Below are 23,640 nucleotides of genomic sequence, written 5' to 3'. Positions count from 1 at the left end.
CACTGCGAAACGGGGAGATCAAAGGAGATGAGATCGTCTTTTTTTTGCAGCGCGTGGGTACTGACCGCGCTATCGGCGACCATCGTCGCCGAAGCCGCGCAAGCTGAAGGGTTTTACGCCGCAGGTTCAGCCGCCATCGGCCAGCTGACGGCTCCCGATAGCGGTGAGGCGGCAGCCGCTCGGGACTTCCCTGCACTGCAGGCTGACTTCGGCTCGGGCGGGGTCTTCAATCTGGCGGCCGGTTATGCGGGGGACCAGATTCGGCTGGAGTTGGCCTATGTCGGCCTGAAGAACAGTATCGGCGGCGCAGGAGCGACGACGGCTGATACTGACGAGGTCACCGCCACCGGCCCCTTCGTCAATGTGGCCTACCAGTTCTTCCCCGAACGCCGCTGGCATCCCTACTTGGGAGCCGGGCTTGGCTACCTCAAGATCGACCTGCAAAGCACGAGCGAGAGCAAGGTGTCGTTGCAGGGCTCACTGGGCGTGGAGTACGACATCTTCAAGCGTCTGTCGGTAGGTGCCGGCCTGCAATTGATATCTGCCGGCAACACCCAGTTCAACAAAAACACCGGCAACGAATTCGCGTTCGACTACACCAATACGTCGTACGGCCTGAACCTTCGCTACAACTTCGGCAGCTAAAGAATGGATTCAAGAATCGCAGTGGCAGCGGTATTGACCGCCATCGGAATGACGACGCAGGTGTCAGCTCGATCCGCTACCGATACCGGCGCTGCAACGCCTCCCGCCAGCGAATTGCCGTTACAACAAGCGGCACCGGTCGATACCATCCCGGTGCAAGGCCCGCCTGCGGATGAGCCGGGCGCAGCTTCGGGTCGCCAAAGCCGTTTGATCGAAGAGGTCATCGTCACATCGCAGAAGCGCGAAGAAAATCTTCGCGATGTCCCGATCTCGATCTCGGCCTTCACCGCCGACACGCTGGAAGCCAAGGGCGTGACGACGGTCAAGGATCTGACGCAGATCACGCCGGGCTTGCAATACGACGAAGTCGCGTCTTTCTCGACGATCTTTCTTCGCGGCGTCGGCACCGATGCCTTCATTCCCACCGCCGATGCCAGCGTCGCAACCTACATCGACGGCATCTACTACCCGTCGTCGAACAGTCTGGCGCAGGATCTTGGTTCGCTCGAACGCATCGAGGTACTGAAGGGCCCGCAAGGAACGCTGTTCGGCCGCAACTCGACCGGCGGCGCGATCAGCATCATCACCAGGAAGCCGTCGTTCACCCCCGAATTCACCACTCGCCTGACTCTCGGTAACTTCAACGAGCAGCAAGCGCGTGTTTTCGTTACCGGGCCGGTATCCGATACGGTCGCGGCCAGCTCGTCGATCATCCGCAATACCGCGGATTCGTACTATTCCCTCACTGCCGACTCGCCGCTGCAGTCGCTCGTCGGCACTCGCAATCTCGGCGTGCAGACCAAGTTGCTGTGGAAACCGGTCGACGATTTCGACTTGCTGCTCAATGCCACCAAGGTGCAATTGCGCGCGGCCGGCACCAGCCTGTTCCGCGCCAACGAAGACGTCAAACCCCTGGGCTACATCCTCGGCGTGCGGCCGGATACCGGCAATCCCTATGAGGTGGCGCTCAGCGCAGAGCCGTTCAACTTCACCAACAACAACGTCGGCTCGCTGGAGGCGAACTATCGGCCGGCGTGGTTCGACGTCAAGCTGCTGGCGAGCTACCAGCAGATTTCCAGCGATTCGCAGAATGACTACGACGGCTCGCCCGTCGACCTGGTCACCTTCCGCTCGTCGAATCTCTTTTCCAAGGTTTTCACCAGCGAAATCCAGCTGATTTCGAACAACGACGGCTGGATGGCCGACAAACTCAAGTGGATCGTGGGCGGCTATTTCATCAAGAGCCGGGCTGGCTTCGACCCGGTCGATGTCGTTGTCGGAAACAATACGATTCCCCGGCTGGGCGACATCAGCGCTCCCGTTATATCGCAGCTGGGCCTACCCCTCGTCCAGCAGGTGCTGGATCAGGCAAATGCGATTCTGGGCCCGACACAGGGGCTGCTGGGTACGATCGCGGGCATCCCGATCCCCCCCGGCGCGATCGGCGTGCCCAATGGCACTGCCGTCCGCATCAGTGCTTACATGGATACGCTGTCGCCTTCGATCTTCGCCCAGAGCACTTACAACTTCACCGAGCAGCTAGCCCTGACCTTGGGCGGGCGCTACCAGACAGAGAAGCGCACGCTCGTCCAGTCCAACGCGGGGGTGCTCAACACCGACGGCAGCTATACCTCTCTGTTCGTTTTCCCCGAGGACTCGGGCAGCTCCCACAACTTCTCGCCCAAAGTCACGCTGGACTACAAGCCCTATGAAGGGTCGTTGATCTACCTGACATATGCCAAGGGCTTCCGCAGCGGCACTTTCAACTGCGTCAACATTCTCAAGGCGCCTGAATTCGTCAAGCCGGAGACGACGACCTCGTATGAACTCGGTACTAAGACGGACTTCTTCGATCGTCGCCTGAGAGTGTCGGCCGCCGTGTTCCAGAACCAGATCCAGGATCTGCAGGTGCAGTTCGTGTCGATCCTGAGCGGCGGCATCGTATCGCTGGAAAATGCTGCCAAGGCTACGATCAGCGGCGCCGATTTTGATGTGCAGTGGGCCATCACGCCCTCGCTGGTTGCCACCGCTGGCGGCGCTTATCTACATGGCCGCTTCGATTCGTACCCGGATGGCCGCGGCTACAACCCGATCACCGGCATCTACCAGTCGGGCTTCGACTTCAGCGGCAACACGACTGTGCGCACGCCAGAGTTTAGTGGCAGCGCTGGCCTGAGCTACACCATCGACATGTCAGGCGGGCCTTTGGAAATCGCCGCCGATACCTATTACAACTCGGGCTTCTACTACGACAACCAGAACACCACCCAGCAGCCCGCCTACCAGATCTACGGCGCTCGGGCCAGCTATCTTTACGAGCCCTGGAACCTGAGGCTCACCGCAGCAGTGCGCAATATCACCAACCAGTCGTACTACCTCTACCGCCTGGTCGGCGACTTCGACACCGGCGATACACTGGCGGCTCCGAGAAACTATGGCCTGTCGGTTGACTGGACGTTCTGATATTGCGACTCGAATCCCAGGGGAGGCCGGGATCTGGATATTCGTCATACGCGGCGCCGACAGACCAGAACCTATGCTCGTCGGGAAAACAACTTATGCTTACGGTATCGGCCGGCATAAGTCGGCGCTTTCATCCCAGCCACTCGATCCGTCCCAAACAGCATGGCTTCAACAAGAAAAAAAACGACACTCCGCCCAAAAGGGAAATTGCGCCCAATTGGCACACGGCAGCGGATCACGCTGCGGGCGATCGCCTTATTCAACCGCTATGGCATCCAGAACGTGTCGATCGATCATATTGCCTCGGATCTGAAGATCAGCCCCGGCAATCTCACGTATCACTTCAAGCGCAAGGATGACTTGATCCGGGAAGGTCTGGACGTCCTGAAGGAGCAGTTGCGCATCGCCCTGGAACGCCCGGTAGCCGTCAGTTCTCCACTAGACGGCGCCGAATACCTGATCCGGGTATTCCGCACCCTCTGGGACTTTCGGTTCTTCTTCAATTCGCTGGCCTACCTGCTTCAGGACGACCGGCAGCTGCGCAAGGAATATACCGAGTTTCGCAACTGGCTCGTCGGCATGATGGAATCGGACCTCGGATACATGGTCGAGCGTGGCCTGTTCCTTCCCCCGGTAGCGCCCAACAACTTCCGGCTGCTGTCGGAAAACATCTGGGGTCATTTCCTGAACTGGTTGCGCCTGCAGCAGATCGAAACCCCTTCGGTAGCGACTCCGAGCAAGCAGGCCATCTACGATGCCCTGCAGCACCTCTGGAGCCTATGCCAGCTGTGGATGAATCCAACGTTTGCCAAGGAGTTGCTGCAGGTATTCCAGGAACTGCTGGTGCCTGACCAGCAGACGCAGAAACCCGGCGCGAGCCCAGCGCGTCGCGTACGCAAAAAGGCCTGACATCCGGTTGCGGTCGGCTGCGGTCAGCTGGACCACCGCCCGTCGCCAGGAAACGGCTCCTCAGGTTCGCAGCAGCCTCTCACGAAGTGGTGCTCGCCTGGCTTCATGAGGTTCAGATGTACTCATATGGCTGCTGCCGGGCGGCCTTAGCTGGCCGCTCCATAGGCCCTGAGAAACATCGTTACGGTACGGTCGATGTGGGCGCGGCGTTCCTTCGACGCAAGCTTATCGACTACACCGATCAACAGCTTCAGATGCTGTTCGCCTTTGATCAGGAAAAAAAATTGCGCAGCAGCCGCGCGTGGATCGGTAAGGCGCAGCTCGCCGGCGGCCGTTGCTTCCGCTAACAACCGTGCGAAACGCTGCATCGTCGCTTCCGGCCCGGCTTCCCAGAACAACAGCGACAGTTTTCGATGGCGTCGCGGATTGGCGGCCATCAGCCGGTACAGGCTTATCGCATCGGCGCTGGTGATCAGGTCGAAGAATCCTTCGGCGATCTGCGTTAGGCGCGCTCGCAGGGTGCCAGGCCCATTGAGTACATAAGCGTCTTCCGCCGCAAGGCCCTGGCAGGCTTGCGAGAGAGCTTCGCGAAACAGCGCGTCCTTGTCGGCGAAATAACTGTACAGCGTAACCTTGGATACGCCAGCGAGCTTTGCGATCGCATCCATACTGGTGCCGCGCAAACCATCGACCACGAAAAGCTGCTTGGCTGCCGCGATCGCGGCGAGACGCTTGTCAGGGTCTCGTGGCCGTCCGCGCGGAGGATGGGGGCGACGCATCAGGGGCGAACGGCTGTTCATTGCATTAATGTACTATACGATTCAGAAATGATGGATGCATCCGCGAACGTGGCGGTATCAACTCGATATCAGCTCGGTAGCAGCATAAAGGAATAGATCATGCGGCAGCACAAGGCGATTGCTGTTGGACTGTTGTCTTTTCTAGTGTCTTTTCTAGCGCTGACCGCCTGCAAGCAGGAGTCGCCGCACGTCGTCAGCCCACGTCCTGTCGCGGTTATCAGTCCGACGCCCCAGGATAAAATGATCGGCGAGATTTATCCGGGTTCCGTACGCGCGCGCGTGGAATCACCGCTATCGTTCCGGGTGTCAGGCAAGTTCATCGAACGCCATGTCGATGTCGGCGCGCGCGTCAAGAAGGGTCAAGTGCTCGCGGTGCTGGACCCGGTCGATGCGCGCTTGAACGTCGAGGCGTCGAAGGCAGCGGTCGGCGCCGCGGAAGCTGACACAAAGCTCGCGGAAAGCGAGTACCTGCGCTACCAGGATCTGGCGGCAGCTGGCTTCGTAAGCCGCTCGCTACTCGATCAGCGCGGCAATGAACTCGACCTGGCCAAGGCCAAACTCGAGCAGGCGCGCTCTCAACTCGCAGTGGTGCGCAACCAGGCCGGCTACACCAATCTGCTTGCGGATGCCGATGGCATCGTCACCGACCTGCAAGCCGATGCCGGCCAGGTCGTCAGCGCCGGTCAGGCAGTGTTCGGCTTCGCGCGCGACGGCGAGCGCGAAATCAGCATTGCCGTCCCGGAAGGCACCGCTGTCGACACACTTCGGCGGGCGTCGGCGCTTCGCATCACACTATGGGCAGTGCCGAACAAAGTGTACGAAGGCCGTGTGCGCGAAATCGCCGCAGCCGCCGACAAAAGCACCCGAACATACGGAGTACGCATCAGCCTCGTCGCGGCAGACGACGACGTGAAGATCGGGATGACGGCCAATGTCGCTGTCGGCAGTTCGCCGGGGCCAAAGTCATGGCGCATACCGCTAAGCGCAGTCGGCGATGCCGGCGGCAACCCGGTTATCTGGCGGGTGAGCAGCAGCCGGATCGGTGGTGCATCGGCGGTCGCGGAGGCGCTGCCGGTGCAGGTGCTGCAATACCTGAATGACTCGGCAATCGTCGTGGGAGACATCAAACCGGGTGAACGGGTGATTTCGTCCGGAGTGCAACTACTGAGGCCGGGCATGCCGATCGAGCCGATCGATCGCGGCTCGCCCGCCGCGCTCTGACCAAGGCCACTCCATGAGCGGATTCAATCTGAGCGACTGGGCGCTGCGCAACCGCAGCCTGGTGATCTTCTTCATGATCCTGGCCGCCGTGATCGGCACGCAGTCGTATCTGGGCCTGGGCCGCTCGGAAGATCCGCCGTTCACCTTTCGGGTGATGGTGATCCAGACCTCATGGCCCGGCGCCACCGCGGACGAGGTCGACCGCCTGGTCACTGACCACATCGAAGAAAAGCTGCTGGAGCTGGAATCGCTGGACTACATCAAGTCGTACTCGAAACCGGGCGAATCGGTGATCACGGTGATCATCCGCGACGATCTGCCGCCGTCGGCGATGCTGGAGTCGTTCTATCAGGTCCGCAAGAAAATCGGCGACATTCGGGGACGCTTGCCGGCGAACATCATCGGACCGAACTTCAACGACGAATTCGGCGACACCTACGGCAACATCTACGCGCTGACCGGCAAGGATTTCAGCTACGAAGAGCTGAAAGACTACGCCGATCGCATCCGCGAGCGGTTGCTGCGCGTCAAGCAGGTCGCCAAGGTCGACTTCCTCGGCCTGCAGGACGAGCGCCTGTTCATCGACCTGGCCAATGCCAAACGCGGCGAACTCGGCATTCCGCTGAACGACATCGTCGCCTCGCTGCAGGCACAGAACGCGATCACGCCGACCGGCAGCTTTGACACGCAGCAGGAGCGCATCTACGTGCGCGTCAGCGGCCGGCTGATGTCGCTGGAGGAGGCGCGCAATCTGCCGATCTCGTCCGAGGGCCGCACCCTGCGGCTCGGCGACGTCGCCAATGTCTATCACGGCTACCAGGACCCGCCCGCCACGCGTGTGCGCGTCGATGGCAAACGCGCAATCGGCGTGGCGGTATCGATGGAAAAAGGCGGCAGCATCATCAAGCTTGGCGAGGCGCTGGATAGCGAGATCACCGACATCCGCGCGCATCTTCCTCTGGGCATGGAACTCGAGCGCGTCAACGACCAGCCCGGCGCGGTCAAGCGCGGCGTTGAGGAGTTCGTGCGCTCGCTGGTGGAGGCGGTCGCGATCGTGCTCGCGGTCAGCTTCATCAGCCTGGGCCTGCGCACCGGCCTGGTGGTCGCGCTGACGATCCCGCTGGTGCTGGCGATGACCTTCATCGCGATGCGCTACTTTCACATCGACCTGCACAAGATCTCGCTGGGCTCGCTGGTACTGGCACTGGGCCTGCTGGTGGACGACGCGATCATCGCGGTCGAGATGATGGCGGTGAAACTCGAACAGGGCATGTCGAGAATCAAGGCCGCGGCGTTCGCCTACACCAGCACCGCGTTCCCGATGCTCGCCGGCACCCTGATCACCGCGGCCGGCTTCCTGCCGATCGCGACCGCGGCATCGAGCACCGGCGAGTACACACGTTCGATCTTCCAGGTGGTGACCATCGCGCTGCTGCTGTCGTGGATCGCGGCCGTGGTGTTCGTACCGCTGCTCGGCTACTACCTGCTGCCGGAACACGCATTCAACAAGGGCGAGCATGCCGTACACGCCAACATCTATGACACGCGCCTGTATCGGACGTTTCGCCGCATCTGCCAGAGCTGCGTGGACCGGCGCTGGACCACGATCGTCGCGACTCTGGCCTTGTTCGCCGGCAGTATCGTGCTGTTTGGCTCCGTGCCGCAGCAATTCTTTCCGTCATCGACACGCCTGGAATTGCTGGTCGATCTGAAGCTGCCGGAAGGCGCCTCGCTGGACGCCACCGATGAGGCGGCGCAGCGGCTCGAGAAACGGCTCGGGGAACTCAAGGGCATCGACAACTTCGTCGCCTACATCGGCTCCGGTGCACCGCGATTCTTCCTGTCACTGGACCAGCAGCTACCATCGGCGAGCTTTGCGCAGTTCGTCATCAACACCCACGACTTGAAGTCACGCGAAGCGCTGCGCACGCAGCTGCTGCACGATCTGCCGCAGATGTTCCCGGACCTGCGCTGGGTCATCAACCGGCTCGAGAACGGCCCGCCGGTCGGCTACGTGCTGCAGTTCCGCGTCTCGGGTCCGGATCGCGCGGTGGCCAGCGGCATCGCCGAGAAAATTGCGGCGATCCTGCGGGCGAACCCCTACCCGGCCGGTGTACATCTCGATACCTGGGAGCGCTCCAAGATCATCCGCGTGGCGATCGATCAGGACCGCGCGCGCGCGCTCGGCGTGTCCTCGTCGGACATCGCGCAGGTGATCAGCGTGTCGCTCAATGGCAGCGGTCTGACCGAGTATCGCGAGGACAACAAACTGATCCCGATCACGCTGCGCGGCCCGGTCGCCGAGCGCGAGCACCTGAACCTGCTCGGCTCGCTGACAATCCCGACACCGTCCGGCGTGACCGTGCCGCTGGCCCAGCTCGCGCACCTGGAAACCGGCTTCGAGGACGGCATCCTGTGGCGTCGCGACCGCGTGCCGACGGTTACCGTGCGCGCCGATATTTACGCCGCGATCCAGCCGCCCGAAGTGGTCGCGGAGCTGATGCCGAAGATCAACGAGTTGGTTCTTCCGCGTGGCTACCGGATCGAGACCGGCGGCACCGTCGAGGACAGCGGCAAGGGTTCGGCCTCGGTCAACGCCGGCATGCCGCTGTTCCTGCTGACGGTGCTCGCGGTGCTGATGATCCAGCTGAAGAGCTTCTCGCGTACCGCTCTGGTGTTCCTGACCGCGCCGCTGGGCATCATCGGCGTCGCGACTTTCCTGCTGATCTTCAATCAGCCATTTGGCTTCGTCGCGATGCTCGGCACGATCGCGCTGGCCGGCATGATCATGCGCAACTCGGTGATCCTGGTCGACCAGATCGAGCAGGACATCCGGGCCGGCCACGCGCCCAATCTGGCGATCGTCGATGCCACCGTGCGCCGCCTGAGGCCGATCGTGCTGACCGCCGCGGCCGCGGTACTGGCGATGATTCCGCTGTCGCGCTCCGAGTTCTTCGGGCCGATGGCGGTGGCAATCATGGGCGGCCTCATTGCGGCCACGTTGCTGACGCTATTGTTCGTGCCGGCTTTATATGCGGCGTGGTTCCGCATTCCACGTACCGGATCGCGCTAGCCCCATGGCGGATTCGGGATTCATCGCGCAGTACTCGATCACACGATCGGCGAACCAGTCCGGCCGTTCGGCCTGCATGAAATGCCCCATGCCCGGTGCCAGGCACAGGTCGAGGCCGTTCGGGAATAAGGGCTCCTGACCGTCGAACATCTCGGCTCCGATGCAACCGTCGTCGCTGCCGTAGATCATCCGCGTCGGCACCGGGATCGGCGAGAACGCGCGCCGCAGCGCCGCCGGATTCACCAGCAGGCCGGGAATCGAGCGGTAATACGCCAGCGCCGCCTCGAGACGCGCCGGTTCGCGCAAGCCGGCCTTCAACGGCGCGAGATCCTCGGCCGTGTAATGCCAGCCGGGCGACCAGCGACGGATCAGCACCTCTTCCATCCATGCGAAATCGTCGCGCAGCAATCGGGCTTCAGGCCACAGCGGCAACTGGAAGCGCAGCATGTAGTGCGAGCGCGCGATCTGCCGCGGCGTGATACCCAGGAAAAAGCGGCGCAGATGCGGTACCGCACACAGCACGATGCGCTTGAACATTTCGGGATGCGAACGCGCCGCGCCTTGCACCGCGACGCTGCCCCAGTCGTGACCGACCGCAAAGGCAGGGCCGCCGCCTAGCGCTTCGACCAGGCCGACCAGATCGCCGGACAAGCTCAGAATGTCGTAGCGGCCGTCCGGCGCAAGACCGCTGGGCGCATAGCCGCGCAGGAACGGCGCCACTGCGCGAAAACCCGCCGCGGCAAGACGATCCAGCACCGGCACGAAGCTCCAAGCGGTGTCGGGAAATCCATGCTGGCAGATCACCAGCGGGCCGCTACCGCGCTCGAGATAAGCGAGATCGATACCGGCGACGCGGATTTTGCGCGGCGTCTGCTGCGGATCGCTCATGGGATTGGCGTCAGCGCCCACGGAATGTCGGCTTGCGCTTTTCGACGAACGCGGCGATGGCTTCGCGCGAGTCGTCGGTCGCGGCGCTCATCGCCTGCAGTTCGGCTTCGACGCCCAGCATTTCCGACAGCCCGGTGCCCAGCGACAGACGAGCAATGCGCTTGGTCAGCGCCATCGCAATCGGCGCACGCTCGGCGAGTTGCGCTGCCCATTGCAGCGCGCCCGCGCGCAGCTCGTCGGGCTCGGCGATGCGGTTGGCGAGGCCCCAGGCCAGGCATTGCTCGGCGGAGATCTTCTGGCCGTCGGCCAGCACTTCGAAGGCGCGGCCATAGCCGAGCCGTCGTGTCAGAAACCAGGCCGCGCCGCCGTCCGGCACCAGGCCGACATTGACGAAAGGCGACAGCAGATACGCGCTGCGCGACATCACCACCAGATCGCAGGCCAGCGCCAGCGACATGCCCATGCCGGCGGCCGGTCCGTTGACCGCAGCGATCACCGGCTTGTCCATGCGCACCAGCAGTTCGAGCACCGGCTGGTAGTCGTACAGCAGCGAGCGCGCGACTTTGCGCAGGCCGGTATCGCCGCCGCCACCGCCGGCTTTCAGATCCGAGCCGGTGCAGAAGGCCTTGCCGGCGCCGGTGAGTACGACGGCGCCGATCTCGGGGTCGCGCGCTGCGTCTTCGAGCGCCGACGGCAGCTCACGCTTCATCACCGGATCGATGGAGTTCATCGCCTCCGGGCGATTCAGCTCGATCAGGGCCACGCGTCCGTGACGCTCGGTGTTGACGGTACTGCTGCCGGCGTTCGCCATTGGCCTTTGCTCCCCACAGCCTCATTGTTGTTTGATGCTAACATATCGTAAGCTTGCACACTGATAAGCCGATGTCCGATGCAAGCGCCCGGCGCTGCACGAGCACCCTAAGGGAGAATCGCGTGACCGCAATGCCCGACGTCGGCATCCAATCCTTTGGCGCCTACATTCCCCGCCGTCGCATCGCCCGCAGCACGATCGCCGCCGCGCATGCCTGGGCGCTACCGAATCTGAAGGGTCTGGCCAAGGGCGAGAAAAGCTTTTGCGGCTGGGACGAAGACACGATCACGATGGCGGTGGAGGCAGGCCGCGACTGCCTGCGCGGCCAGACCGCGGCCAGCGTGTCCTCGCTGCTGCTCGCCAGCACTACCGCACCCTACGCCGATCTGCAGAACGCGGTGATCGTCGGCTCGGCGCTGCGGCTGGCGCCGACGACTTCGGCGATCGATCTCGGCGGCTCCACCCGCGCCGGCCTCAGCGCGCTGATCACGGCCTGCCGCTCGCGCGATGCGCAGCAGCTGGTCGTCGCATCGGAAAAGCGCAACGCCAAGCCCGGCAGCACCCAGGAGATGCAGTACGGCTCCGGCGCCGGCGCGCTGCTGGTCGGTGAAGGCAGCGGCCTGCTCGCGCGCTTCCTCGCGTCCGAATCGGTATCGGTGCCTTTCGTCGACCACTTTCGCCAGAGCACCGAGAAATTCGATTACAGCTGGGAAGAGCGCTGGATCCGCGACGAAGGCATCGCCAAGATCGTGCCGCGCGCGGTCAAGGCCCTGCTCGAGCGCATCGGCCGCAGCAGTGAGCAGCTGGCCTGGTTCGGCCTGGCCGGCGGCCCGGTCGGTGCCGACAAGCTGGTGGCGAAGACGCTGGCGATTGCGCCCGAGCGCATCCTCCCCGACCTGCAGATGCAGGTCGGGGATACCGGCGCCGCGCATTCGCTGCTGCTGCTGATAGGCGCGCTGGAACGCGCCAAGGCCGGCGATCTGATCGTCGTCGCCTCGTTCGGCCAGGGCTGCGAAATCGTCGCCTTCGAAATGCTGCAGCCGGCTGCAGCCACCGGCCGGCGCGGGCTCGCCGGCTCCGTCGCCAAGCGCTTTGAAGAAACCGCCTACCTGAAGATGCTGTCCTTCAGCGGCGACATCGAGATCGAATGGGGCATGCGCGCCGAGACCGACAACAAGACCGCGCTGACCACGCTGTACCGCGCCTCCGACCAGATCTACGGTTTCATCGGCGGCCGCTGCGAAAGCTGCGGCGCAGTCCAATTCCCGCGCCTGGCAACCTGCGTCAACTGCCGCACCGCGCATACGCAGCAGCCTTTCGCGCTGGCCGACGAGCCCGCCAAGCTCGCCACCTTTACCGCCGACTGGCTGCAGTACTCGCCGGCGCCGCCGATGTACATGGGCCTGGTGCAGTTCGACGTCGGCGCCCGCCTGCTGATGGAGATCGTCGACGTCGGCCCGGCCGGCATCGATGTCGGTACACCGCTGGAGATGAGCTTCCGGATCAAGGAAAAGGATCGCTTGCGGCACTACGACCGCTACTTCTGGAAAGCGGTCCCGACCAGTTGAGAATTGGCTGAGGATTAATTGATGGCTACCGGTATCAAGGACAAAGTCGCGATCGCTGGCATGGGTTGCTCGCGCTTCGGTGAACGCTGGGATTGCAGCGCGGAAGACCTGCTGGTCGAGGCGTTCAACGAGGCGCTGGCCGATGCCGGCATCGAGCACGGCCGCATCGGCGCGGCCTGGTACGGCTCGGCGATGGAGAAATCAGTCGGCAATTCGGCGATACCGCTGTCGACCGCATTGCGCCTGGAAGGCATCCCGGTGTCGCGCGTCGAGAACATGTGCGCGACCGGCACCGAGGCGTTGCGCGGTGCGACGTATGCAGTCGCGTCCGGCGCTGTCGACATCGCGTTGGCGATCGGCGCCGAGAAGCTCAAGGACACCGGCTACGGCGGCCTGCCGGTGATCGGCAAGGGCACGCTCAACGACCTGTGGATGCCTTACGGCTCCGCGCCCGCCGGCTTCGCGCAGCTGGCCGCCGGCTACCGCGCCAAATACCGCATCGACAAGAAAGACCTGAAGCATGCGATCGGCCGCGTGTCGTGGAAGAGCCACCAGAACGGCGCCAAGAACCCGAAAGCTCACCTGCGCAAGGCGGTGGAGCTGGAGACGATCCTCAACGCGCCGATGATCGCCGAGCCGCTGGGCGTGTTCGACTGCTGCGGTGTCAGCGACGGCGCGGCCTGCGCGATCGTCACCACGCCGGAGATCGCGCGCAGCCTGGGCAAGAAGAATCTGGTCATGGTCAAGGCGATCCAGCTCTCGGCGAGTTCCGGCCGCGAGCAGAGCACCAACCAGTGGGACGGCAGCTACGTGCAGAACACGCGCAATGCCGCCAAGGCCGCCTATGCCGAAGCCGGCATCCGCAATCCGCGCGACGAGCTGTCCGCACTCGAAGTGCACGACTGCTTCTCGATCACCGAGCTGGTGACGATGGAAGACCTCGGCGTTTCCGCCGACGGCCAGGCCTGGCGCGACGTGCTCGAAGGTGTGTTCGACGCCGACGGCAAGATTCCCTGCCAGATCGACGGCGGCCTGAAATGCTTCGGCCATCCGATCGGCGCCTCCGGCCTGCGCATGGTCTACGAACACTATCTGCAGCTGCAGGGCCGCGCCGGGCCGCGCCAGCTGAAAAATCCGCAGCTGGGCCTGTCGCACAACCTCGGTGGCGTACCGTACAACGGCGTCTGCGCGATCAGCATCGTCGGCCTCGAAGGCCGCTGAATACACTCGATTCGACCCGATTCGACCCAAGGCAGCACCATCCAGAATCGCAAGCCGCGCGGCTTCGATTCACCGTCAGGAGAAACAGGAATGGGCATGACGCAACCGGACAGCAAGACCCTGGTCGCCATCTACAAGAAGATGGCGCTGATCAAGCACAGCGACGATCGCGTGATCGGCGCGATGAAAGCCGGACGCATGCAGATGCCTTACTACTCGGCGCGTGGCCAGGAGTGCATCCCCGCCGCGATCAGCACGCTGCTGACCGACGAGGATTATCTCGTCACGATCTACCGCGGCGTACACGACATGCTCGCCAAGGGCCTGCCGGCGAAGCTACTGTGGGCCGAGCTGGCGGGCAAGGCCACCGGCAGCTGCAAGGGCAAGGGCGGCCCTATGCATCTGACCTATCCGTCGAAGGGCTGCATGGTCACCACCGGCATCGTCGGTGCGAGCATGCCGATCGCCTGCGGCCTCGCGCTGGCCTCGCAGCTGCGCGGCGAGACGCGGGTGACGGTTGCCAACTTCGGTGACGGCGCGTCCAACATCGGCGCATTCCACGAGTCGCTAAACCTGGCATCGGTGTGGAAGCTGCCGGTGATCTTAGTCTGCCAGAACAACCGGTTCGCCGAGCACACGTCCTACGCCAAGGGAACGTCGGTGGCGAAGATCGCCAACCGTGCCGCGAGCTACGACATGCCGGGCCTGCATGTGGACGGCAACGATCCGGTTGCGGTCTACCAAGCGGCCCAGCAGGCGATCGAGCGCGCACGCTCCGGCGGCGGCCCGACGCTGATCGAGGCCCTTACCTTCCGCTTCAACGGCCACCTGATCGGCGATATGGGCGAATACATTCCAAAGGCCGAATACGCGGCGGCCGTGGCCGCCGATCCTTATCCGAAGTACCGCAGCTGGCTGATCGACAACCGGCATGCGACGAGCGCAGAAATCGAAGCGATCGAAGCCGGGATCAAGGCCGAGATCGACGAGGCCGAAGCCTTCGCGATGAGCAGCCCGCCGCCGGATGCGATCGAAGTCAAGCGCGACGTCTACGCCTACGACATTGCCTGAGGGATATCGACCATGGATACGAACACGAGCACGCAACAGAAGGCAGCCGCACCGGTGAACATGATTCAGGCGCTCAACTGGGCGCTGCACGACGCGATGGAAGAAGACGCCAACGTGATCCACTTCGGCGAGGAAGTCGGTGACGCCGAGGGCGGCGGCATCGTCAAGATCAGCGCTGGACTGTCGACGAAATTCGGCAGCCGCGTGCGCTCGACGCCGATTTCGGAGATGGGTTTCATGGGCGCCGCGGTCGGCGCCGCCGTGGTCGGCATGAAGCCGGTGGTCGAAGTCATGCTGATGAACTTCGTCGCGGTATGCATGGACCAGATCACCAACCACGCGGCCAAGCTGCGCTTCATGTCGGGCGGCCAGACGCATGTGCCGATGGTGATCCGCACGATGACCGGCTCGGGCTTCCAGAACGGCGGCCAGCATTCGGATTTTCTCGAAGCCTGGTTCTGCCATACGCCCGGCATCAAGGTGGTGATGCCGAGCAATCCCGCGGACGGCTACGGTCTGCTGCGCTCGGCGATCGACGACCCTGATCCGGTGCTGTTCATCGATCATCTCAACAACTACTGGACGCCCGGCGTCGCGCCGGTGCGCGGCACCAAGATCCCGCTCGGCAAGGCGCGCATTCACCAGCCAGGCAAGGACGTCACCGTGATCGGCTACAGCCGCTCGATGCTCGACATCCCGCCGGTCGCGGCGAAACTCGAAGCCGAAGGCATCAGCGTCGAGATCATCGACCTGCGCACCGTCAGCCCAATCGACATGGATACGGTGCTGGCTTCGGTGAAGAAAACCGGCCGCGCGGTGATCGTGCACGAGGCGGTGAAGTCGTTCGGCGTCGGTGCGGAGCTATCGTCGCGCATCCACGAGGCGCTGTTCCGCGAACTGAAAGCGCCGGTGGAACGCGTCGCCAGCAACGACAGCCCGGTGCCGTATGCGCCGCCGCTGGAGGCCGCTTTCCTGTACAGCCACGCGGATATCGAAGCCGCGATCCGTAAAACCCTCGCCTGAAGACTGAGCACTGAAGAACATGAGCACTGAAATCCTGCTGCCCAAGATCGGCTTCTCGATGAACGAGGGCACCATCGCCGAATGGATGGTCGCCGACGGCGCCGAAGTGGCCGCAGGCCAGCCGCTGTATTCGCTGGAGTCCGAGAAATCGGTGCAGGAGATCGAGGCGCCGGTGTCCGGCACGCTCAGGATCATCAAGCAAGCCGGCGACAGCTACCCGGTCGGCACCGTCATCGGCGAAATCGCGTGAGCGAGGCAGCCAAGGCAGCGGCTCAGCCGATCGCAGCGGCGGCGACGCTCGATCTGGCGCCGTGGCCGCAGGTCGACTTCGCCGCTTTTGGCGAGGTCCAGGTCGAGCCACTGTCGCGCATCCAGAAACTCGTCGGCAGCTTCCTGTCGCGCAACTGGGTGATGATCCCGCACGTCACGCATCAGGATGAAGCGGACATCGGCGCGATGGAAATCGCACGCAAGGCGTTGTCGGCCAGCAGCGGCGTCAGGATCACGCCGCTGGCCTACCTGGTGAAGGCAGCCGTGGCGGCTTTGCAGGCGCATCCGCAGTTCAATGCATCGATCGACGGCAGTGGAAAGAACCTCGTTTTCAAGAAGTATTTCCACATCGGCATCGCCGTGGATACGCCGGGCGGTCTGCTCGTTCCAGTGATCCGCGACGCCGACAAGAAGAGCCTGGTCGAGATCGCGCAGGAGATCGCCGAGGTCTCGCAGACCGCGCGCACCAGGGGCCTGTCGCTGGACCGCATGAGCGGCGGCTGCTTCTCGATCAGCTCGCTGGGCTCGATCGGCGGCACCGGCTTCACGCCGATCATCAATGCGCCCGAAGTCGCGATCATGGGCATCACCAGGGCGTTTCTGAAGCCGGTCAACGTCGACGGCCAGCTGCAATGGCAGAACACGCTGCCGCTGTCGCTGTCCTACGACCATCGCGTGATCAACGGTGCCGATGCGGCGCGCTTCTGCCTGAGCTTTGCGCTCGCGCTTGCGCGGGAATGACGCTCGTATGCCAATGTTTCGTTACCAGGGCCCGCTGAACCCAAACTCATGAACCTTGCACATACCGATGAGCAGCGGTTGCTGGCGGAAAATCTTCGCCGCTTTCTGGCGGAAGAAAACCCGTTCGAGCATCACCGCCAGCGGCTGAACGCGGTGCCGCCGAGCCGGCTGGCACTGTGGCCGGGCCTGGCCGACATGGGCGTGATCGGCGCCGCTTTCGACGAAAACAACGGCGGCTTCGCCGGCGACCCGCGCAGCATCGCGCTGGTGATGTTCGAACTGGGCCGTGCGCTGGCGGTGGAGCCTTACCTGGGCACGGCGATCGTGGCAGGCCGGGTGCTGCAATACCTGAACGATGCCGGCCAACGCGAACAGCAGATCGCCGCGATGATCGCCGGCGAGCACATCTGCGTGCTGGCGCACGACGCCGGCTTCGATCCGTTTTCGGCGCCGCTGCTGAAAGCGGCAGGCAACGCCGAAGGCTACGTACTGAACGGCCGCGTACGCGGCGTGCGGCATGCCGATGTCGCGGATGAATTCCTGGTCAGCGCGCAGCTCGGCGACGGCGATGTCGCGATCTTCCGCGTCGCCGGTTCCGCCGCAGTCATCGCGAGCTATCGGCTGATGGATGGCGCCGGCGCCGGTGACCTGGTCTTCGACGGATTCCACTGCAGCGAAGAGGCGCGCCTGAAGCTCGCCGCGCCCGCATCCCAAGTGATTGCGGACGCGCTGGAATGGGGCCTGTTCGGGCTTGCCGCCGAAGCCGCGGGCCTGATCGAAGCGGCCAACGAGGCCACGTTCCAGTACCTGGGCACGCGCAAGCAATTCGGCGTGGTCATCGGCTCGTTCCAGGCGCTGCAGCACCGCGCCGCCGACATGTACATGGCCGCGCAGGAAGTGGCGGCGATCCTGAACCTGGCAATCGCCGCGCTCGCCGACGGCGCGTCGCCGAACCGCTCGGTGCTGCTGTCCGCCGCCAAGGTGGTGGCCGATGCTGCCGGACGCCGCGTCGGCCACGACGCGATCCAGCTGCATGGCGGCATGGGCGTCAGCGACGAGCTCAACGTCAGCCATTTCGGCCGCCGGCTCGCGACGATCCGCGCCGAGTTCGGCAGCGCCGATCTGCATCGCCAGCGCTTCGGCTGCGATCACGATCTGAGCGACATTCTCGCGCTGCAGGATTCCGACGAAGCCCGGGCCTGGCGCAGCGAAGTGCGCGACTTCACGCGCCGGCATCTGCCCGAGGCGATCGCTCGCAAGGGCGAGCTCGGCCTGGAGATCGGCAAGGACGACTACGTCGGCTGGCAGAAAGTGCTGTACCAGCACCACTGGTTCGCCGGCGCCTGGCCGCAGGTGCACGGCGGCCAGGGCTGGGATCTGCTCAAGCAGCTGATCTTCGCGCAGGAATCGACCTTGAACAACGCGCCGATGATCCGGCCGTATGGCGTCAACATGGTCGGGCCGGTGATCTATTCCTACGGCAGCGACGCGCAGAAGCGCGAGCATCTGCCGGGAATTCTGAGCAACGAGGTATGGTGGTGCCAGGGTTATTCGGAGCCGGGCGCGGGCTCGGATCTGGCGGCGATCAAGACCACGGCGGAGCTCGACGGCGATCACTACATCGTCAACGGCGCGAAGATGTGGACCACCGAGGCGCACTGGGCCGACTGGATGCATTGCCTGGTGCGCACCGACAGGAGCGGCAAGCCGCAGGCAGGCATCACGTTCCTGCTGATCGACATGAAGACGCCGGGCATCGAGATCAAACCCATCGTCACCATCGACGGCCTGCATCACACCAACGCGCTGTTCCTCGACAATGTGCGCGTGCCGCTCGGCAACCGCGTCGGCGCCGAAGGCCTGGGCTGGAGCATCGCCAAGTTTCTGCTGGGCAACGAGCGCATCTCGATTGCCGATACCGGCCCGAAGCTGCGGCTGCTGCGTCACGTCAGGGCGCTGCACGCCGCCACGAGCGCTCGCCGCGATGTCCCCGATGCGCTGAAGACCTTGATGTCGGCCAAGCTCGCCGACCTGTCGATTCAGCTGATGACCTTGTGCGCACTCGAGCGCCAGTACATCGAAGCCTGGGCCGGCGGCGCGAAGTTCGGCGCCGAAGCCTCGGTACTCAAAGTACGCGGCACCGAGATCCTGCAGGCGATCACCGAACTGGGCCTGGAACTCGAAGGCCCGCTGGCCGCGGCGTTCGACCCCGAAGACCTGCACCGTTCGCCGATGGCCAGCTTCAGCGAGATTCAGCGCGCGAGCATGCTCGGCCTGGAATATCTGTACGGCCGCTGCTGGTCGGTATTCGGCGGCACCAACGAAATCCAGCGCAACATCATCGCCAGGCAGGTGCTGGGAATCTGATCGCGGAAGTCTACGAAAACCGGATCGCCGTAGGTCGGCAATCCCTTGCCGACGTCTGCTCGTGAATCAGGCAACACGTCGGCAAAGGATTGCCGACCTACGGGTTCAGACCAGAATGGCACTTACATAAGCGCAGGCGGGGTAGGCTGGGTTGAAGCGTAGCGAAACCCAGCGGCAGAGCAGCCATGCGAGCGCCAAGCTGGGATTCGCTACGCTCCATCCCAGCCTGCGACAGCTTAAGTAGTGCCATTCGGTTCAGACCAGCATTGCGGTTCCGCGGTCGAGCACTACTTCGTTGCGCTCGACGCTGAGGCAGCGGAACTGCAGCGCGCCGTTGTCGCCCATCCAGTACTCGGTGCGGATCGTGTCGCCCGGGTAGACCGGCTTGGTGAAGCGCGCGCCCATGCCGCGCAGGCGGCCCGCATCGTTGCCGGCCAGAGCCTTGATCAGCGACTGGCAGGCAACGCCGTAAGTGCATAGGCCCTGCAGAATCGGGCTTTCAAAGCCGGCCTTGCGGGCGATCGCCGGGTCGGCGTGCAGCGGGTTGTAGTCGCCGCTCAGGCGATAGATCAGCGCCGCGATCGGCAGTGTCGGCATGTCCAGAGCGCCATCGGGCGCGCGCTCCGGCACCGGCGGCAGCGCCCTGCCCGGCTCGCCCCAGCTGCCGCAGCCACCGTCGCCGCGCAGGAAGTAGGTGCTGTCGACGGTGCCGATCAGCTCGTTTTCCGCGGTGTACAGCGCCTTTTCAAAATACACCATCGCGCCGGTCTGCTCGCCCTTGTCGACAACGCCGGTGATACGGTAGCGGCCGATTACTTCGCCGTGCGCAGGCAGCGGCTGCCTCAGGTCGAAGTGCTGTTCGGCATGAACCAGCTTGACCCAGTTGACCTCCAGCGCCGGGTCCTTGATCCAGAAGCCCGGGTGCGCCAGCACGCAGGCCTGCGAGGGCAAGGCCTGCAGCCGGCCCTCGTAGACAAACTGCAGTTCTGCCTCGGCCAGCGGATCGCGGCAGGCGCCGACACCCAGGGCATAGAGCATGGTGTCGCGTGGCGCGTACTGCACGCGGATTTCCGGGAACGGCCAGGACAGCAAGCGTTGCAGATTCATAGCGCGGTGGTTTCATCGACGGCATCTATATGGATGCCTGATTATGATACGCTCGCTAACGATACTGATCCACACTTCCGACCGCCATGCTTCCGACCGCCATATTTCCGAGCGCCATATTTCCGAGCGGTGTACGACGACCGCTACCGCTCATATGGCCGGGCTGATATGCCGGCGCGGACTCAGGGCGCTTTTTTCTCGCGCGTCTTGCGGCCCACCGTGGCCGCCGGCACGCCTTCCATCTTGATCAGATTCTGCTTCATCCTGGCCAGCAGGCGGATCAGTATTTCATCTTCCTTTTCACTGATGCCGTCCATGATCTCGGCGTTCACGCCTTTGGAAACTTTTTCCAGTTTCGTGATCACCGTTTTACCTTTCGGCGAGATCAACACCCGTTTCGAGCGTCGGTCGACCTTGTCCGGCTGGCGCGTGACGAAACCCGCACCTTCGAGACGATCGATCAATCCGCCCAGCGTCACCTTGCCCACGTCGAGCAGCCGCGCCAGCTCGATCTGCATGTATCCCTCGCCGTCATGACGCGACAGATTGGCCAGAACCCACCACTGCGATCGGGTAATGCCGAGATTTTTCAGGCGCTGATCGTAGACGGTACGGCGCAGTCTGGAGACGTCATGGATCAGGAATCCGGTGCGCAACAAGCTGTTTTTCACTGCTTTCATCGTCTTGGTTTCTGTTGGGAGTGCTTAATCATATGCTAGGTAACTTTTACTGTAACCATGCTTGCGACACAGCGGAGCGCTGCAGATGATCCGCACAGGTCCGCTGGCGGGTGTCAGAGTCCTGGAGATCCAGGGCATCGGCCCTGGCCCTTTCGCCGCGATGACGCTCGCCGACCTCGGCGCCAATGTGCTGAGGGTTGCCCGCCCCGGCCAGACCCGGTCCAAGTTCAATCCGGTGCTGGATCGCGGCCGTTGCGCCCAGGTCGCTGTCGACATGAAAACCAATGCCGGCCGCGAGCGGCTGCTGGATCTGGTGGGCCAGTCCGAGGTGCTGATCGAAGGCTATCGCCCCGGCGTGATGGAGCGCCTCGGCCTGGGGCCCGACGACTGCCTCGCGCGCAATCCGAAGCTGATCTACGGCCGCATCACCGGCTGGGGCCGCTCGGGGCCGCTGGCCGATACCGCCGGCCACGACATCAACTACATCGCGCTCAGCGGCGCGCTGCATGCCTGCGGCACCGCGGAATCCGGTCCGGTGCCACCGCTGAACCTGGTCGGCGATTTTGGCGGCGGCGGCCTGCTGCTGGCGCTCGGCATCGCCTGCGCCTTGTTCGAATCCCGGGGCTCCGGCACAGGCCAGGTCGTCGATGCCGCGATGGTCGACGGCGCATCGATGCTGATGTCGATGATCTACGGGCTGCGCGCCAATGGCCGCTGGCCCGCCGCGCGCGCCGGCAACATCCTCGACGGCAGCGCGTATTTCTACACCTGCTATCCCTGCGCCGACGGCGCCTGGGTCGCGGTCGGCGCGATCGAGCCCGATTTCCGCATCGCCCTGTTCGAGGGGCTCGGCATCGCCGATGAAGCAAAAGCCCTGATGCAGGCACGCGACGACGATCCGCAGATCCGCGCGCGAATCGCGGCGATCTTTGCGGGCCGCACACGCGAGCAATGGCAACAGGTCTTCGACGGCAGCGATGCCTGCGTGACGCCGGTGCTGTCGATCGACGAAGCCGCCGATCACCCGCATAACATCGCCTGGGGCAGCCTGCGGCGCGTCGCCGGCGCCAATCATCCGACACCGGCGCCGCGCTTCAGCCGCACGCCGCCGATGCCCCCGGATGCCGCCTTCGACATCGCCGCACAGATCGCGCAATGGCAGTTGGGCGACATGCCGGTGCAGCCGATCGGATAGCAGCGGCGGGTTCTGCACGCGGCGCTGAAAGGACTCGGATCCGTACTCAAGCGTAGCGCTGGACGGCGTCGGCATTTTTTTCGTATGCTGACGTACCGTACCAATGTGTACGTATTAGCAGACTGCGGCAGGGGCCACTCGTCCCGGCCGGTCAGTGATTTGAACCCCCAACAAAAGCGACGCATCGGGAGATCAGTAAATGGCGGACACCTTAAATGGCAAAGTGATCATCGTGACCGGCGCCGGACGTGGCGTCGGCGCGGAGATCGCCAGAATGGCGGCGCGTGAAGGCGCCAAGGTCGTCGTCAACGATCTGGGCGGCAACGAGAAGGGCGAAGGCGGCACGCTGGGCCCTGCTGAAGAAGTCGTAGCCGAAATCGTCGCAGCCGGCGGCATCGCCATCGCCAACGGCGCCAATGTCGCGTCCTGGGATGGCGCACACGAGTTGTTCGCCGTGGCGATGAAGACCTTTGGCGATGTCGACGCGATCGTCAACAACGCCGGCATCCTGCGCGACACCATGTTTCACAAGATGGGCGAGGCCGAGTGGGACGCGGTGATCGCGGTGAACCTCAAGGGCTGCTTCAACGTCGCGCGCGCCGCCGCGCCGCATTTCAAGGACAAGCAGAAAGGCGCCTTCGTCCACATGACCTCGACCAGCGGCCTGATCGGCAACTTCGGACAGGTCAACTACGGCGCCGCCAAGATGGGCGTTGCCGGCCTGTCCAAGTGCATCGCACTCGACATGGTCAAATTCGGCGTGCGTTCCAACTGCATCGCGCCGTTCGCCTGGACGCGCCTGGTCGGCACGATTCCGCAGACCGCAGAAAACGCCGCCCGCATCGAAGTCGCCAAGCAGATGACGCCGGACAAGATCGCACCGTTCACGCTCGCGCTGTGCAGCGACGCGGCCAAGGACGTCACCGGCCAGATATTCAGCGTGCGCCGCAACGAGATCATGCTGTTCAGCCAGCCGCGTCCGATCCGGACCGTCCATACCGCGGAGGGCTGGACGCCGCAGAGTTGCATCGAGACGGCGTTACCGGCGCTGCGTGGCGCCTTCCACAAACTCGAGCGCTCTTCTGACGTGTTCAGCTGGGACCCGATCTGAGTCGGGTGGCACCATCGTGGGCGATCGACATTTTGTCCTCGCCGCCGTAACCAGACGGAGATCGGGCATGCCGAACTCCTGTGCCTGTATTGCCGAGGACGCGCCGCTGAAATCCAAAGTTTACCCAGACGCCCATGCCGCGCTGGCCGGCCTGGTCAGCGACGGCATGACGATCATGGCCGGCGGCTTCGGCCTGTGCGGCGTGCCCGAGCACCTGGTCAGCGCGCTGCGCGATAGCGGCGCCAAGAACCTGACCGTGATCGGCAACAATGTCGGCTGCGACGGCCACGGCATGTGGCAGGTGCTGGCCAACAACCAGATCCGCAAGGTGCTCGCCTCCTACGTCGGCGAGAACAAGATTCTCGAGCAGCGCTACATGAGCGGCGAGATCGAAATCGAGTTCAACCCGCAGGGCACGCTGGCCGAGCGTATCCGCGCCGGCGGCGCCGGCATCCCGGCGTTCTATACCCGCACCG

General features: G+C 63.9%; 20 protein-coding genes. 15 read left to right on the top strand and 5 right to left on the bottom strand.

Going from position 1 to position 23,640, the window contains the following annotated elements; genetic code table 11:
* The first annotated feature begins 27 nt into the window (after nucleotides 1-27).
* From JWQ90_RS19965 to JWQ90_RS19955, 3 genes are all read left to right on the top strand, one after another.
* A complete protein-coding gene (locus tag JWQ90_RS19965; RefSeq protein ID WP_299696779.1) occupies nucleotides 28-645 on the top strand; it encodes an outer membrane beta-barrel protein in 618 nt (205 codons plus the stop codon).
* 207 nt (nucleotides 646-852) lie between these two features.
* Nucleotides 853-3,108 (top strand): TonB-dependent receptor, encoded by a 2,256-nt coding sequence (locus JWQ90_RS19960; RefSeq protein ID WP_299696778.1) that lies wholly within the window; start codon nucleotides 853-855, stop codon nucleotides 3,106-3,108.
* A 162-nt stretch (nucleotides 3,109-3,270) separates the two neighbouring features.
* Nucleotides 3,271-4,017, top strand: coding sequence for a TetR/AcrR family transcriptional regulator (locus tag JWQ90_RS19955; RefSeq protein WP_299696777.1), 747 nt, complete (start codon nucleotides 3,271-3,273; stop codon nucleotides 4,015-4,017).
* Between the two features lie 146 nt (nucleotides 4,018-4,163).
* Here JWQ90_RS19955 and JWQ90_RS19950 read toward each other — a convergent pair whose 3' ends face one another.
* Nucleotides 4,164-4,817 (bottom strand): TetR/AcrR family transcriptional regulator, encoded by a 654-nt coding sequence (locus JWQ90_RS19950; protein WP_299696776.1) that lies wholly within the window; start codon nucleotides 4,815-4,817, stop codon nucleotides 4,164-4,166.
* Nucleotides 4,818-4,916: 99 nt separating this feature from the next.
* On the opposite strand from JWQ90_RS19950, the gene JWQ90_RS19945 reads away from it, so the two are divergent.
* A complete protein-coding gene (locus JWQ90_RS19945) occupies nucleotides 4,917-6,038 on the top strand; it encodes an efflux RND transporter periplasmic adaptor subunit (protein ID WP_299696775.1) in 1,122 nt (373 codons plus the stop codon).
* 13 nt (nucleotides 6,039-6,051) lie between these two features.
* Nucleotides 6,052-9,111: an efflux RND transporter permease subunit gene (locus JWQ90_RS19940; RefSeq protein WP_299696774.1), complete on the top strand. Its 3,060-nt coding sequence runs from the start codon at nucleotides 6,052-6,054 to the stop codon at nucleotides 9,109-9,111.
* Here the strand turns inward: JWQ90_RS19940 and JWQ90_RS19935 are convergent.
* Together JWQ90_RS19935 and JWQ90_RS19930 are read right to left on the bottom strand one after the other, a co-directional pair.
* Complete coding sequence (locus JWQ90_RS19935) at nucleotides 9,067-9,999, bottom strand: alpha/beta hydrolase (RefSeq protein WP_299696773.1); 933 nt, start codon at nucleotides 9,997-9,999, stop codon at nucleotides 9,067-9,069. The genes JWQ90_RS19940 and JWQ90_RS19935 overlap by 45 nt on opposite strands.
* A 10-nt stretch (nucleotides 10,000-10,009) precedes the next feature.
* Nucleotides 10,010-10,810: an enoyl-CoA hydratase-related protein gene (locus JWQ90_RS19930; RefSeq protein WP_299696772.1), complete on the bottom strand. Its 801-nt coding sequence runs from the start codon at nucleotides 10,808-10,810 to the stop codon at nucleotides 10,010-10,012.
* 131 nt (nucleotides 10,811-10,941) lie between these two features.
* Here JWQ90_RS19930 and JWQ90_RS19925 point away from each other — a divergent pair, with 131 nt between their 5' ends.
* The 7 genes from JWQ90_RS19925 (at nucleotide 10,942) to JWQ90_RS19895 (ending at nucleotide 19,071) form a co-directional block, all read left to right on the top strand.
* Complete coding sequence (locus tag JWQ90_RS19925; RefSeq protein WP_299696811.1) at nucleotides 10,942-12,378, top strand: zinc ribbon domain-containing protein; 1,437 nt, start codon at nucleotides 10,942-10,944, stop codon at nucleotides 12,376-12,378.
* Nucleotides 12,379-12,399: 21 nt separating this feature from the next.
* Nucleotides 12,400-13,599 carry an acetyl-CoA acetyltransferase gene (locus JWQ90_RS19920; RefSeq protein ID WP_299696771.1) on the top strand — a complete coding sequence of 400 codons (1,200 nt, stop codon included), beginning with the start codon at nucleotides 12,400-12,402 and terminating at the stop codon, nucleotides 13,597-13,599.
* Between the two features lie 90 nt (nucleotides 13,600-13,689).
* Nucleotides 13,690-14,670 carry a thiamine pyrophosphate-dependent dehydrogenase E1 component subunit alpha gene (locus tag JWQ90_RS19915; RefSeq protein WP_299696770.1) on the top strand — a complete coding sequence of 327 codons (981 nt, stop codon included), beginning with the start codon at nucleotides 13,690-13,692 and terminating at the stop codon, nucleotides 14,668-14,670.
* A gap of 12 nt (nucleotides 14,671-14,682) precedes the next feature.
* Nucleotides 14,683-15,693, top strand: a complete 1,011-nt coding sequence (locus JWQ90_RS19910) for an alpha-ketoacid dehydrogenase subunit beta (protein WP_299696769.1) — start codon at nucleotides 14,683-14,685, stop codon at nucleotides 15,691-15,693.
* A gap of 19 nt (nucleotides 15,694-15,712) precedes the next feature.
* Nucleotides 15,713-15,943 (top strand): lipoyl domain-containing protein, encoded by a 231-nt coding sequence (locus JWQ90_RS19905; RefSeq protein WP_299696768.1) that lies wholly within the window; start codon nucleotides 15,713-15,715, stop codon nucleotides 15,941-15,943.
* A complete protein-coding gene (locus JWQ90_RS19900) occupies nucleotides 15,940-16,704 on the top strand; it encodes a 2-oxo acid dehydrogenase subunit E2 (protein WP_299696767.1) in 765 nt (254 codons plus the stop codon). Before JWQ90_RS19905 ends, JWQ90_RS19900 begins: the two co-directional genes overlap by 4 nt.
* A 48-nt stretch (nucleotides 16,705-16,752) precedes the next feature.
* Entirely contained in the window at nucleotides 16,753-19,071 is a 2,319-nt protein-coding gene (locus tag JWQ90_RS19895) for an acyl-CoA dehydrogenase family protein (protein WP_299696766.1), read from the top strand.
* 255 nt (nucleotides 19,072-19,326) lie between these two features.
* On the opposite strand, the gene JWQ90_RS19890 is transcribed toward JWQ90_RS19895, so the two are convergent.
* Nucleotides 19,327-20,178, bottom strand: a complete 852-nt coding sequence (locus tag JWQ90_RS19890; protein ID WP_299696765.1) for a MaoC/PaaZ C-terminal domain-containing protein — start codon at nucleotides 20,176-20,178, stop codon at nucleotides 19,327-19,329.
* A 182-nt stretch (nucleotides 20,179-20,360) separates the two neighbouring features.
* On the bottom strand, nucleotides 20,361-20,834 hold the full coding sequence (locus JWQ90_RS19885; protein WP_299696764.1) for a MarR family transcriptional regulator: 474 nt from the start codon (nucleotides 20,832-20,834) through the stop codon (nucleotides 20,361-20,363).
* Between the two features lie 109 nt (nucleotides 20,835-20,943).
* Between JWQ90_RS19885 and JWQ90_RS19880 the strand changes: the two genes are divergently transcribed.
* The 3 genes from JWQ90_RS19880 to JWQ90_RS19870 form a co-directional block, all read left to right on the top strand.
* Complete coding sequence (locus JWQ90_RS19880) at nucleotides 20,944-22,053, top strand: CaiB/BaiF CoA-transferase family protein (RefSeq protein WP_299696763.1); 1,110 nt, start codon at nucleotides 20,944-20,946, stop codon at nucleotides 22,051-22,053.
* Nucleotides 22,054-22,252: 199 nt separating this feature from the next.
* Nucleotides 22,253-23,164 carry an SDR family NAD(P)-dependent oxidoreductase gene (locus tag JWQ90_RS19875; protein ID WP_299696762.1) on the top strand — a complete coding sequence of 304 codons (912 nt, stop codon included), beginning with the start codon at nucleotides 22,253-22,255 and terminating at the stop codon, nucleotides 23,162-23,164.
* A 67-nt stretch (nucleotides 23,165-23,231) separates the two neighbouring features.
* Nucleotides 23,232-23,640 (top strand): CoA-transferase (locus tag JWQ90_RS19870; RefSeq protein WP_299696761.1); only part of this gene is annotated, 409 nt, incomplete at its 3' end.

This window comes from Hydrocarboniphaga sp. (assembly GCF_028291725.1).
Taxonomy (GTDB): Bacteria; Pseudomonadota; Gammaproteobacteria; order Nevskiales; family Nevskiaceae; genus Hydrocarboniphaga.
This window is presented reverse-complemented; position numbering and strand designations above follow the sequence as displayed.